The sequence below is a fragment of the Bradyrhizobium sp. WSM3983 genome, from assembly GCF_000473045.1.
In the GTDB taxonomy this organism is placed as follows: domain Bacteria; phylum Pseudomonadota; class Alphaproteobacteria; order Rhizobiales; family Xanthobacteraceae; genus Bradyrhizobium.
The window spans coordinates 269719-282254 of record NZ_AXAY01000002.1 but is presented as its reverse complement, the minus strand read 5'-3'; the positions used below and the strand labels follow the sequence as shown (position 1 = coordinate 282254).

Sequence of the window (12536 nt, the reverse complement as noted above, 5' to 3'; positions counted from 1 at the left end):
TCCTTTGCAATTGGAGAGCGCAGTATGGGCGGGGAGGCAACTATGTCTTCCACGATAGCACGATCGGGACGCATCGAAATCAGAGTCGTTTCACAAGTCAATCTGACCTGAAGCACGTCGACCCAGGGACGCAGCGAAGCCGCTGCGTCTCCTTGGTTGCGAACCTGTCGTCAGCGCGACCGCGTACGGTCGATGTCATCGGGAATCGGGTGGGCCGGGAGCGGTGCCATCGACAATATTCATGGCGGACAACAACCAAAGCACACAATAGGAGAATGCTCGTGTCGATTGAAGAAGACAACAAAGTCATTGTTGGCCGGTGGTTCACGAATTTCTGGGGCAAGACCTGCGACCTCGGAATTGTCGATGAGCTCGCTGCGCCGGACATGCTTCTGCAGTATTCACTCCACGAACCGCGCCGTGGCCGTCAAGACATCAAGGCGTTCATGACGGACTTCCGGAAAGCGTTCCCCGATCTCAACTTCTGGGGCGCTGCGGACCTGATCGCGGAAGGCGACTACGTCGTCGGCCGATGGGAGGGCGGAGGAACGCATACCGGGCAGGCGTTCAGTGATTTCCTGGCGGGATCTCTGCCGGCCAACACCGGGCGCAAGATGAAATTCACCGGCACGACCGTGTTGAAACTCAGGGATGGAAAGATCCTCGAGGAAATCGGTCTCGACGATGGGGTCACGGCCTTGCAGCAGCTTGGCCTGATCCGCGCTGCGTGAATACCACGTTGCCCCATGCCGGCCGCGGAAACCTCGGGGAAGAAACCGGCGACCTTGCGGTCGCTGGTACCATGTCGGAGTGCGCGCGCTAAGCCGATCGTTTCACCGCGGCCACACCCGCCGCCTTGACATCGAGCCGGCCCAGCATCGCCCTCGCCTGCTCGGCGCAGTGCTCGATCAGCCAGCGTTCGAAGGCGACCGGCCGCCCCCCGTTGGCAACACCTCTGGCTAGCGATTGCGTTTGCCCTTGCTGGTGGGCAATGGACAATTCGTACAGACGCTATCGTCGCACATCCGGCAGATCGTGAAGCGATCCAGTTCCGACGTGTCCTGCCGTGCCAGCAGCTCGTGGATCAGCGTTTCAAGTCGCTTCGTCTCGGCCGGCGACAGTACATCCAGAAGTGATGCGACGGCTGAAATCCGGGACATCATCAGATCGTTCCGGGTCGCAACGCCCGAGGCCGTCAGGTGCAATGCGACCTCGCGTCCGTCCTTTCCCGGCCGGCGTTCGACAAGCCGATCCGAAACCAGACGGTCGACCAGCCGGACCGTTCCGGAATGCGACAGGCCAAGGATCCGCCGCAGCTTGTCGTTGGTCATGCCCTGGCCATAGCCAATGACGACGAGTGCTGCAGGCGTCTCGCCGCCGCGGCCGATGACCTCGCGCGCGCCCTGCTCGATGCGGTCCATGACCGCGAGCGAGAGCGCTCCCAGCAAATTCGCGATTCCAGTTTCCATGCCGGCAATAATATGTGCGCTGCGCACAAAAAACAACTTGACCTGACATGTGTGCTGCGCACATATTTGTCGCAGAAGAGTGACGACGACATGGAGGATGACGATGACGATCCGGAGCGCAGCCTTATCGACGCCGACTGCCAACGGCAGTGAACCCGTCTTGAAATACGTGCAGGCCAATGGCGTGCGGTTCGCCTATCTCGAACAGGGGAACGGTCCCCTTGTGATCTTCATGCACGGCTTTCCCGACAACGCCTGGTCCTACCGAAAGCAGCTGCAAGTCTTCGCGGATGCGGGCTATCGCGCGGTGTCGCCGTTCCTGCGCGGATATGCGCCGACCGAGGTCCCGGCGGACGGCATTTTCGATCCCATCGCATTGGGCAAGGATCTTGAAGCGCTGATCGCGGCGCTGAGCGAGGACGGACAGGCCCGTGTCGTCGGCATGGATTGGGGCGGCACGTCGACCTTTCAGGCGCTGGCGACGGCTCCGTCGGCGATCAAGGCCGCGGTGGTCATGAACACCGCCCATCCGATCACATTCTCGAGCATCAGGCGGGACCCGGAAATCGTTCGATCGATCTTCCACGTCTATTTCTTCCAGCTGCCTGGCGCCGAGTCGGCGGTCAATACCGAAGGACTGCCCTTCGTCGATTATCTTTGGAAGCTGTGGTCGCCGACCTTCAACGATGCCGAGCACATCCGTTCGATCAAAGAGACGCTCAGCTCTCCCGGCACCATGGCCGCGGCGCTTAGATATTACGGAGGCCTGACCGAGGCGGGACGCATGGGCCGGCTGCCGATCAACGAGATGCAGACGCCGACGCTGACGATCTACGGCGGCAACGATCCGACAGCGAGATATTCGGTGAAGGAAGAGCCGCTGTTCAAGGGACCGCATCAGCGCGTTGTCCTGCCGGATGTCGGACACTTCCCGCACCTCGAGCGTGAGGCCGAAGTCACCGGCCTGATCATGGACTGGTTCAGGACGCACGCGCCCGACTGAACGCCTTTCGCGGACGCCGGACGGCGCCGCCCGATCGGCTTCGGAATTTCTGACGAGGAGTACGCGAGATGGACGCCAACATGCAGCAGCAATACGCCGAAGCGTTTCACGGTCTTCACAGGACGGGGGATCCGCTCGTCCTGTTCAACGCCTGGGATGCCGCCACCGCCAAAGCCATCGCGAAGACGTCCCCGGCGATCGCGACCAGCAGCGGGGCGGTCGCGGCCGCACTTGGATATGCGGACGGAGAAAATGTCCCCCTCGATATGGTGGCAGGTCTGGTGTCGCGGATAACCGCGTCCGTGTCAGTTCCCGTGTCGATCGATCTCGAAGCCGGCTATGGCGACACCCCAGACGCCGCCGCGACATCGGCAGCCAGAATTCTGCAAGCTGGTGCCGTCGGCATCAATATCGAAGACGGGCTATCCGGAGGAAAGCGGCAGCTCGCGAGCCCCGAACAGCACGCCGCGAAGATCAAGGCCGTGCGGCACGCTGCGCAACAACTCGGCGTTCATCTATTCATCAATGCGAGGACTGATCCGTTCTTGCTGAAATACGGATCGCCGGCGGAGTGCCTGGACGAAGCGGCAAGGCGTGCGAAGATCTATGCCGACGCCGGCGCCGACGGAATTTTCGTGCCCGGCCTCACCGACCTCGCGCTTATCGGGAAGTTCGTTCAACTCGCGCCTCTGCCGGTCAACATCATGGTGACGCAAGGCGTTCCCGCAATTCCGGATCTCGCCCGCGTCGGGGTTCGGCGGGTGAGCCTCGGGCCGTGGCCGATGCTGGCGGCGATGCGTGCGATCGGAGCGGCCGCCGCCGAGGTCGCCATGAGCAAGCAATACGGCACGTTCCTGCAACCGAATGCCTGAGCCGCCGGCTCGGGCCGTCGTGCCCTAAGCGGACCGTTTCACCGCGATCGCATCGACCGGCGCGAGCCGCCCCAGCATCGCCCTTGCCTGCCCGGCGCAGTGCTCGATCAGCCAGCGCTCGAAGGCGACCGGTGCGAGCGCGGGGGCGTAGAGGAAGCCTTGCACGACGTCGCAGCCGAGCTCGGCCAGCATCTTGCGCTGGCCTTCGGTCTCGACCCCTTCGGCGACGACGGTCATGCCGAGGCCCTGGCCAACGCGCACCACGGCGGTGGCGATCGCAAGCGCGCCCGCGTCACGCTCGATATCGCGCATAAAACTGCGGTCGATCTTGAGCTCGCGGATCGGCAGATGCGCGAGCCGGCTGAGGCTCGAATAGCCAGTGCCGAAATCGTCAACCGACAGCCCGATGCCGAGCGCGCGAATGGCCTGCATTGTTTCCAATGCGGCGGCACCGTCCTGCATGAAGGTGCCTTCGGTGATCTCCAGCATCAGCGCGTCCGCCGGCAGCGCGTACTCAGCGAGGATATCGGCGAGGCGCGCCGCGAGCGCGACATGGCGGAAATTGATCGGCGACAGGTTGACCGAGACGCTGGGAATGTCGAGCCCGGCACGGCGCCAGCTCGCCATCTGCCGGCAGGCCTCGCGCACCGACCACAGGCCAATCTGCTCGATCAGGCCGCATTCTTCCGCGAGCGGAATGAACTTTGCCGGCGAGACATCGCCCAGCGAAGCATCGTGCCAGCGCGCCAGCGCCTCGACGCCGTGGATGGCGCCGTCGCCACTGCGGATCTGCGGCTGATAGCTGAGGCTCAGCGCGTTGTCGACAATGGCGCGGCGGAGTGCTGCGATCATCGCCAGCCGCTGCTCGGCCAATCCGTTCATCTCGGCGCTGAACATGCGATGGGTCGAGCGGCCCGCCTGTTTGGCCATGTACATGGCGGCGTCGGCCTGTTGCATCAGCGTGTCGATATCAGTCGCATTGTCGGGATAGAGGCTGATGCCGATGCTGGCCGACATCGGCATCAGCCTCGATCCGAGCCGCAACGGCGAGGCCAGCGCTTCAGTGACGTCGGCCGCGACGCGCTCGGCGCTCTCGGCATTGCGGTTCGGCAGCAGGATGACGAACTCGTCGCCGCCGAGCCGGCCCAGCATGTCTTCGGGCCCGATCTGCTCGCGCAAGCGCTGTGCCAGCCGGATCAGAAGCTCGTCGCCGGCGGCGTGGCCGAGCGTGTCGTTGACGTCCTTGAAATGATCGACGTCGAGGAAGGCGAGCGCAACGTGGCCGCCGGTCGGACAGGCGTCGATCGCGGTCGTGATCAGGTGCCGCAACTGCGCGCGGTTCGGCAGGCCGGTGAGGATGTCGTGATAGGCGAGCCGCGCGATCTCGGCGCGCGCCTCCTTGCGCTCGATCGCGAAGGCGCCGAGGTTGACGCAGGCATCGACGATGCGACGGTGCCAGTTGCTCGGCGCGCGCGGCTCACGGAAGTAGAAGGCGAAGGTGGCGATGACGCGGCCGTCCTTGGCCTTGATCGGCGTCGACCAGCAGGCGCGCAAGCCGACTTCGAGCGGACGGGTCTTGTAGGGTTGCCAGCGCGGATCGGTGTCGAGATCTTCGGCTAGCACCGGCTCGCCGTAGAAGGCCGCGGTCCCGCAGGAGCCGACGTCGGGGCCGATCGCCACGCCGTCCAGCGCGCGGGAATAGTCTTCGGGCAGGCTCGGGCCGCCGAGCGGATGGACCAGGCCTGAGGCATCGACGTGCAGCAGCGAGCAGACCACGTCGGGCGCGATCTCCTCGACGCGGCGGCACAGCCGGTCGGCGATCTCGGTGATCGGCACCTCGTCGGCGAGCGTGCTCATGATGAGCTGCTGGAGCGAGCGCAGCTGCCTGGACTCGGTGATGTCCTCGAGCAGCGCGAAGATGTGCTTGACCTGTCCCTTCTTGTCACGGAAGGCATCGATCTGGGCGCAGACCCAGATTTCCTCGCCGTCCTTGTCGTAGGCGAGCACCTCGGCCTCGCCGCGGCGGCCGCCATGCATCAGGCGCTTGACAAGCTTGGCGATAGCCGTGCGATCGGTATGGCGACCAGCAATGAGCTCACCTGCGTGCCGACCCTCGGCTTCCTCGCTGGTGTAGCCGAACAGCGTCGTGAACGCCGAGTTGACGTAGACAATGATCTGTTCGACGTCGGTGATGATCACCGCGCGGTTGGTCTGATCCGCAACGGTATCGAGAAGGCCGATCCGCGCGCGGCGTTCGGCCTCGGCGGTGACGTCGCGCGCGAACACGATGTGATGATCGGCGCCGTCGATGGTCACGGACGAGAGCGAGACAGTCGCCCTGATGTGGCTTCCGTCATGGCGCACGAGGCTGATCTCGTCGCGGAAGTCAGCGACCGGATCGGCCTGAAGGCATCTGAGCGTGAGCAGGGCGGCATCGCGGCCGAGCACGTCAGCGCGCGCGAATTTCCAGATCCGCTCCGCGCCGGCGTTGAAATGCGTGATGCGATGCGCGCCATCGACAATGACGATGCCATCGTCGGCGCATTCGAGCGCCGCGCGGAGCACGTCCGACATTTCGGTCACTGGGTCATCGGAGGCAGACATCGTTGGGCTCGGCAGCATCAGGAAAATGCGGCAATCCGCTCCAAGCTAATGCTTCGATGGTGTCCAAGACGTTTTTGCTACCGGCTCGCGTTCGGCGAAGCCGCGACATGCTTAACATTCCGCGAAAGATGCGAAGGTAATCCGTTGCAGAAGGAACCTATTTCGACGCAGCTTCGGCCTGGCGCTCGTGCAGCCGGCCGGCCACGGCCCGCACCTTACCAGGCGAAGCCTGCCAGATCGACAGCGCCGACAGCCCGCTGATGACGATGGCGATGGCAAAGGCGAGCGTGTAGTCGCCGACGCGGTCGTAGAGCAAGCCTGTCACCCACGGGCCGGCCGCGCCACCCGCCAGCGCCGCGAGCATGATCATGCCGAAGATGCTACCCTGATGCCGGCCGCCGAAAATCTCGAACACCACTGCGCCCATGATCGAGGTGAGGCCGTAACCGAGCGCGCCTTGCGTGAGCACCATCAGCCAGACCAGCCAGAGCGAGGGGTGGAACTTCAGCGCCATTAGCGCCGCGAAGCAAATCGCAAAGCCGGCGCAGCTGATCGCCCAGACCCATTCCCGCCCGATCCGGTCGGAGACATGGCCGAGGAAAATCTGGCCGGGGATGCCGAGCAGGCTGACGGCGCCGAGCGCCCATACCGCAACGCTCGGGCTGAAGCCGATATCGAGCAGGAATTTGGTCTGGTGCACCTGCACCGCGTACCAGATGTACAGGCCGCAGAAATAGCCGAGCGCAATCCACCAGAAGCGTGCAGTCGCAACCGCTCGCCGCAGCGTCCAGTCGGTGGCGGCCCAGACGGGGTCGACGATGTTGGAGACCGGCCTTGCGGTGCCCGCGGCCGGCGCTGCGTCGCCGTCCGGCTGGAGGCCGATGTCTTCGGGGCGTTTGTGCACGAGCAGATTGATCGGCGCCAGCACGATCAGGATCATCAGGCCCATCGCGGTGCAAGCCGTGCGCCAGCCGGTCTGCTCGATCATGTGCTGCACCCATGGCAGCAGCGTCATTGAACCGATGCCGACGCCGGCAAAGGCGATGCCGATGGCAAACCCGCGCTTGCGGATGAACCAGTTCGGCAGGAACAGCGACTGGCCGGAATAGCCGAGACACACCGAGCCGGCGCCGACCATGACTCCGATCGTGACATAGAGATGCCAGGGCTGGCTGGTGAGCGGCGCGAGCAGCAGCCCGCCGGCCATCAGCAACACGCCAAGCTCCATCACAGCGCGCGGGCCCGCGCGATCCATCAGCCGGCCGATCAGCGGGCTGGCGATCGCCGATGCAACGAATCCAAACGAGAAGGCACCGGCGGTGACGCCGCGCTCCCAGCCGAATTCCGAGAGAATGGGCGGATAGAACAATGAAAAGGCGGTGCGCGCATTGACGCCGATGGCCATGGTAACAAAGGTCACCACGACCACGACCCAGCCGTAGAAGAACGGTCGCCGCATTTTTTTATTTCATCCCTAGACGATCACTACCGATCATCCGTGGATGTCTGGGTCAAGCGATTTTCGCGAATGCCTGTTGGGCAGCAGCGCAATCCCTTTGAGCGCGGTTTCCCTGTGGCCTTTCCTTCGAGACGCCCGCTTTAGGCGGGCTCCTCAGGATGAGGACGGAGTGCTCTGCAGCAACTTCAAAAGGTACCGATGCCGCTTAGCCTCATCCTGAGTAGACCGCGAAGCGGTCGTCTCGAAGGACGAGGCGCGCGCTCAGGCGGCGTCGCGCTGCGAACGCTCGGTGGGCTCGTCGAGCTCGATCTGGTCGATCGGCATCGGGCGGCCGAACAGATAGCCTTGCGCAAAATTCACGCCGAGTGCCTTCAGCCGCTCGAACTCCTCAGCCGCCTCGACGCCCTCGGCGGTGACCGACATGTCGAGCCCGCGCGCCAGCGTCACGATCGAGGAGATGATGGCGGAAGAGCGCGGCTGGTGCGTGAGGTTGCGGATGAACGATTTGTCGATCTTGATCTTGTCGAACGGAAACGCGGTGAGATAGCTGAGCGAGGAATAGCCGGTGCCAAAATCGTCGAGCGCAAGCTCGATGCCGATGTGCTTGAGCCGCTCCATGAAAGCGTGGTTCTCGGCGCCGCGCTCGAGCAGGACGGATTCGGTGATCTCGATCTCGAGCCGTTGCGGCGACAGGCCGGAATCCCGCAGGGCCGCGCAGATGACGTCGAACAGATCGGCTTCCTTGAACTGTATCGGCGACAGGTTCACCGCGACCATCAGATCGGACGGCCAGGTGGCCGCATCCGCGCAGGCGCGACGCAGCACGAATTCGCCGAGCGGCACGATCAGGCCGGTCTCCTCGGCGAGCGGGATGAACTGATCCGGCGGGATCAGCCCGCGGGTCGGATGCCGCCAGCGCACCAGCGCCTCGAAGCCGCGCCGCACGCTGGTGTTGGCGTCCATGAACGGCTGGTAGTGCACTTCGAGCTGGCAGAGCGCGATGGCGTCGCGCAGATCGCCTTCCAGCGTGTTGCGCGCCTCGAGCTCGGCCGACATCGCCTCGTCGTAGATGGTGAAGCAGTTGCGGCCGGCCGATTTCGAGCGGTAGAGCGCGAGGTCGGCCTTCTTCAGCAGTTGCTCCTGGTCGCCGCCGTGATCCGGCGCGATCGCGATGCCGATGCTGGTGCCGATCTCGACGCGATGCCCGGGCAGCAGGAACGACTCGGCCACGAGCTTGGCGACCCGCGCCGCCAGCTCGGTCGAGCAGGCACGCTGATCCTCGCAGCCTTCCTGGATGATGGCGAATTCGTCGCCGCCGAGCCGCGCCAGCACGTCGCTCGCGCGCACCGCGGATTTCAGCCGCTGCGCCACCAGCCGCAGCAGCGCATCGCCGGCGCCGTGACCGAGGGAATCGTTGACGTTCTTGAAGCGGTCGAGATCGAGCATCAGGATCGAGAAGGTCGGGCCGCCGTCCTTCAACTGGCTGTTGAGCTCCTCGAGCCGGGCGAGGAAGAAGGCGCGGTTCGGCAATCCGGTCAGGACGTCGGTCTGCGCAAGCTCGAGCACGCGCCGGTTGGCCAGCGACAACCGCCGCGAATTGCGGCTCGCAAGCATCAGATAAGTCGCCAGCGACAACGTCAGCAATATGCCGACGATGAAGACTGCGCCGGCGCGGTCATAAGTCGTCTCCAGCGGGCCGCCGGCGGTCGGAACCGCCCGCACCTGCCAATCGGCGTCGCCGATCCTGAGGCCGCCCGACCAGTGTCTGCCTTGCGCGACATCGCGCATCGATTGGGGCGCCTTGGGCGCCGATGCGAAGTCCGGCACCGCCTCTTCGAGACTGACGATGCGTCCGGTGAAGGGTGGATAGATGTTGACGCTGACCGCCGGGTTCGCCCCGGTCGTCACGCGAATGGCCTGCATCAGCAGCGGCAGATCGAACACCCCGACGACATAGCCCGCGAGATTGCGGCGACGGTCCGCGACCGTGTCACGCGAGGTGCCCTTCGCATAGATTGGCACGGAGACAATCACGTCCGGCTGACGGCCGGTCTCACGCTCTGCGTAGAGGCGCGCGCGGATGGCAACGATCCGGTCGTAGTCGCGTGCGCGGTCGAGTGCAACGCGCCGTTCCGGAACGCTTCCATGGTCCATGCCGTACACCGACGAGGTCTTCGGCTGGGTCGAGTAGAACACGGGAAAATATTCGTCGTTCTCGGGAGCCACCGCGAAATTGTCGCCGTGGAGCGACTTGATGCGATAGCCGGAGACACCATCCGTGATTGCGCCGGCCTCGTACTCGGCCCGCTCCTTGCGGTTGACGCGCGGCAGCCAGGCGATGCGCAACATGCCCGGATGGCGCTCGAACAGGCGGGTGCTGAAGGTCTCGAACTCACTGCGGGTGATTTCCTCGTTGGTCGATTCGAACAGGGTCCGCAACGCGACGAGCCGGCTGATATATTCGCTCATGCCGTTCTGCATGACGATGGATTCGGTCTCGGCCGCGTTCTCGAACTCGATCTTGTTGACGCGGTCTTCCCAGCGCGCCACCGCAGCCGCGCCGACCAGCGAGAACAGGAGACCAAGGCCGGCCGCAACGAGCGCAGGACGATAGAGCCCGAGCAGCGGCGCAGCGCGCCACCAACCGGTCGCCCCTTTCCGATCCTGATCATTCTGATCCCGATCGCCCATCCGCAAAACCGCCGTCCCCTCTTCGCGACGGGCCGAACTTGTGGTTGAGCGGCCCGCAGGACTATCGGACAAGGACCGCGGTTAAGAACTGCACAATTTCGGACCCCGGTTGATCCGCATTGCGGGGCTTAGTTAACGAAGTGCGCGGAGAAGCCCGCTTTATCTGGCAATTTGCCGGATTTACCCGGAATGTTACGGGGCGCCGCTCCGCCACCGGTTAGCGAGCTATTCAGGCTGCCCGGCTATGCTCCTTGCGATTTCTCCTGCATCGGCAAAACCTCCTGATGAGACCATTTCGATCAGCGCTACGCGTCGTCATGAGCTTTGCGCTGCTTGCCATGGCCACGGGCGCGGCCACAGGCGAGGAGGTCGGCGTCAGCGAGGACGCAATCCTGTTCGGGCAGGCGGCTGCCCTCGAAGGCCCGTCTTCGGCGCTCGGGCAACGCCTGCGGCATGGCATCGTCGCGGCGTTCACCGAGATCAACGCCAAGGGCGGCGTCCACGGCCGCAAGCTGCAACTCATCAGCCGCGACGACGGCTACGATCCGGATCGCTCGGTGGTGCAGACGCTGCGGCTGATCGAGGACGACAAGGTGTTCGCGCTGATCGGCGCGGTGGGCACGCCGACCGCGATGGCGACGATCCCGATCACGAGCGCCCGTAACATCCCCTTCATCGGGCCCTTCAGCGGCGCCGGATTCCTGCGCGACCTCGAACTGACGAATGTCGCGAACATCCGCGCGAGCTATGGCGCGGAGTCGGAGACCCTCATCAAGCATCTCACCGAGGATCGCCACTTCAGCCGGATCGGCATCTTCTACCAGGATGACTCATTCGGCCGTGACGGTCTCGCCGGCGTGAAGAACGCGCTTGCCAGGCGCGGCCTCGAGCTCGCCGCTGAAGGCACCTTCGAGCGCAATACCCGCGCCGTCAGCTCGGCCTGGCGCACCATCAAGCGCGCCGAGCCGGAGGCGATCGTCATGGTCGGCACTTATGGTCCGAGCGCCGAGTTCATCAAGCTCGCGCATCGCAACGGTGTCTATCCAACCTTCGCCAACATTTCCTTCGTCGGCGCCACCGCGCTCGCCAATGAGCTCGGCCCCGAAGGCGAAGGCGTCGTCGTCGCGCAGGTCGTGCCGTTTCCCTGGGATCGTTCGATCAAGCTCGTCGCCGACTATCAGGCGGCGCAGACGGCATTCGACCCGACGCTGGCGCCGGACTTCGTTTCGCTCGAAGGCTATCTCTCCGGACGCCTCGCCGCTGCCGCGCTGGAAAAAGCCGGACCGAACCCGACACGCGCGGGGCTGCTGCGCGCCATCCAAGACGTCGGCCGCTTCGACATCAGCGGCAGCATCGTCACCGTCGGCATCCGCGCCATCGAGACGCCGCCAAAGGTGTTCTTGACGGTGATCCAGAAGGACGGGACGTTCCGGGCGATCGATCGGCTGTAGGGCCGTTCAGGGACGCCGCGCCCAGCGCTCGGCGTTGACGGCGCCCTGAGGCGCCTCGCCCTTGATGATGGCGTCGACCTGCCGCACCGTCTCCAGCGACTGGTATTCGATCGCCTGCGGCGTCAGCCCGCCCACATGTGGTGTGGCGACGACGTTGGGAAGTTTTGCCAGCTCCGGCGTCGGCATCTGGTCCGGGGCGCGGCCGACATCCATCGCCGCACCGGCGATGCGGTTCTCCAGCAGCGCCTTCGCGAGGGCGGCCTCGTCGACGAGATTGCCGCGCGAGAGATTGATGAAGACGGCATGCTTCTGCATGCGCGCCAGCGCAGCCTCCCCGATCAGCTTCTCGGTCTGCTCATTGGCAATCGCGAGGCAGACGACATAGTCGGAAGCCGCCAGGAGTTCGTCGAGGCCGACCTGCTTGATCGCGCTGTCGCTGACGGTCGCGAAGGGATCGGAGACCAGCACCTCCATGCGCATGACCTTGGCGATCTCGGCGAGGTAACGCCCGATGCTGCCATAACCGATGATGCCGATCTTGCTGCCCGCGAGCTGGCGGCCCATCCGCGCCTCCGGTTTGCGGCCGGCCTGGTAGTCGGCTGTGGCCCGCGACACGCCGCGCGACAGATCGACCATGTAGCCGACCGCGAGCTCGGCGACCGCCTGCACGAAGCCGGGACCGGCGCGGGTCACCAGCACGCCGGCTTGCGAGGCGGCCTCGACATCGACGTTGCGGATATCGACAGCGCAGCGGACGAAGGCACGCAGGCGCGGCAGTTGTGCAAAGATCTCGCCGCGGCCCTCGGTCATGCGGTCGGCGACAATGATGTCGACGTCCTTTGCCGCGTTCACGAGGTTCGCGGAATCGAGCGCCTGGTCACCCTCGTGCAGGATCACGTCCGCAATTGCGCGCAAGCCGTTCAGGCTGCGATCGCCGTAATAATTGCGGCGCATCTCCGGCGTGTGGGCCAGCAGGACTTTCACGGC

Annotated in this window: 9 protein-coding genes; 4 read left to right on the top strand and 5 right to left on the bottom strand. The window is 64.8% G+C overall.

Annotated features, from left to right (window positions below):
- The first annotated feature begins 281 nt into the window (after positions 1–281).
- Positions 282–731 carry an ester cyclase gene (locus tag YUA_RS0104215; RefSeq protein ID WP_027529546.1) on the top strand — a complete coding sequence of 150 codons (450 nt, stop codon included), beginning with the start codon at positions 282–284 and terminating at the stop codon, positions 729–731.
- A 228-nt stretch (positions 732–959) separates the two neighbouring features.
- Here the strand turns inward: YUA_RS0104215 and YUA_RS0104210 are convergent, their stop codons facing one another.
- Positions 960–1448, bottom strand: coding sequence for a MarR family winged helix-turn-helix transcriptional regulator (locus tag YUA_RS0104210; RefSeq protein WP_245285099.1), 489 nt, complete (start codon positions 1446–1448; stop codon positions 960–962).
- 124 nt (positions 1449–1572) lie between these two features.
- Between YUA_RS0104210 and YUA_RS0104205 the strand changes: the two genes are divergently transcribed.
- Positions 1573–2472, top strand: coding sequence for an alpha/beta fold hydrolase (locus tag YUA_RS0104205; protein ID WP_027529544.1), 900 nt, complete (start codon positions 1573–1575; stop codon positions 2470–2472).
- A gap of 68 nt (positions 2473–2540) precedes the next feature.
- On the top strand, positions 2541–3344 hold the full coding sequence (locus YUA_RS0104200; protein WP_027529543.1) for an isocitrate lyase/phosphoenolpyruvate mutase family protein: 804 nt from the start codon (positions 2541–2543) through the stop codon (positions 3342–3344).
- A gap of 24 nt (positions 3345–3368) precedes the next feature.
- Here the strand turns inward: YUA_RS0104200 and YUA_RS0104195 are convergent, their stop codons facing one another.
- The 3 genes from YUA_RS0104195 to YUA_RS0104185 form a co-directional block, all read right to left on the bottom strand.
- On the bottom strand, positions 3369–5948 hold the full coding sequence (locus YUA_RS0104195) for an EAL domain-containing protein (protein ID WP_027529542.1): 2580 nt from the start codon (positions 5946–5948) through the stop codon (positions 3369–3371).
- A gap of 157 nt (positions 5949–6105) precedes the next feature.
- Positions 6106–7407, bottom strand: a complete 1302-nt coding sequence (locus tag YUA_RS0104190; protein ID WP_027529541.1) for an MFS transporter — start codon at positions 7405–7407, stop codon at positions 6106–6108.
- Positions 7408–7668: 261 nt separating this feature from the next.
- The gene (locus YUA_RS0104185) at positions 7669–10098 is read right to left on the bottom strand and encodes an EAL domain-containing protein (protein ID WP_027529540.1); all 2430 of its coding nucleotides are present in this window, start codon (positions 10096–10098) and stop codon (positions 7669–7671) included.
- 284 nt (positions 10099–10382) lie between these two features.
- On the opposite strand from YUA_RS0104185, the gene YUA_RS0104180 reads away from it, so the two are divergent.
- Positions 10383–11549, top strand: coding sequence for an ABC transporter substrate-binding protein (locus YUA_RS0104180; protein WP_027529539.1), 1167 nt, complete (start codon positions 10383–10385; stop codon positions 11547–11549).
- Positions 11550–11555: 6 nt separating this feature from the next.
- Here the strand turns inward: YUA_RS0104180 and YUA_RS0104175 are convergent, their stop codons facing one another.
- A complete protein-coding gene (locus YUA_RS0104175) occupies positions 11556–12533 on the bottom strand; it encodes a hydroxyacid dehydrogenase (RefSeq protein ID WP_027529538.1) in 978 nt (325 codons plus the stop codon).
- Positions 12534–12536: the final 3 nt, after the last annotated feature.

Bases quoted from the DNA above. Each gene is read 5' to 3' on its own strand.
- YUA_RS0104205 (WP_027529544.1), top strand. From the start codon at position 1,573: ATGACGATCCGGAGCGCAGCCTTATCGACGCCGACTGCCAACGGCAGT.
- YUA_RS0104185 (WP_027529540.1), bottom strand. From the start codon at position 10,098: ATGGGCGATCGGGATCAGAATGATCAGGATCGGAAAGGGGCGACCGGT.
- YUA_RS0104195 (WP_027529542.1), bottom strand. From the start codon at position 5,948: ATGTCTGCCTCCGATGACCCAGTGACCGAAATGTCGGACGTGCTCCGC.
- YUA_RS0104180 (WP_027529539.1), top strand. From the start codon at position 10,383: ATGAGACCATTTCGATCAGCGCTACGCGTCGTCATGAGCTTTGCGCTG.
- YUA_RS0104200 (WP_027529543.1), top strand. From the start codon at position 2,541: ATGGACGCCAACATGCAGCAGCAATACGCCGAAGCGTTTCACGGTCTT.
- YUA_RS0104190 (WP_027529541.1), bottom strand. From the start codon at position 7,407: ATGCGGCGACCGTTCTTCTACGGCTGGGTCGTGGTCGTGGTGACCTTT.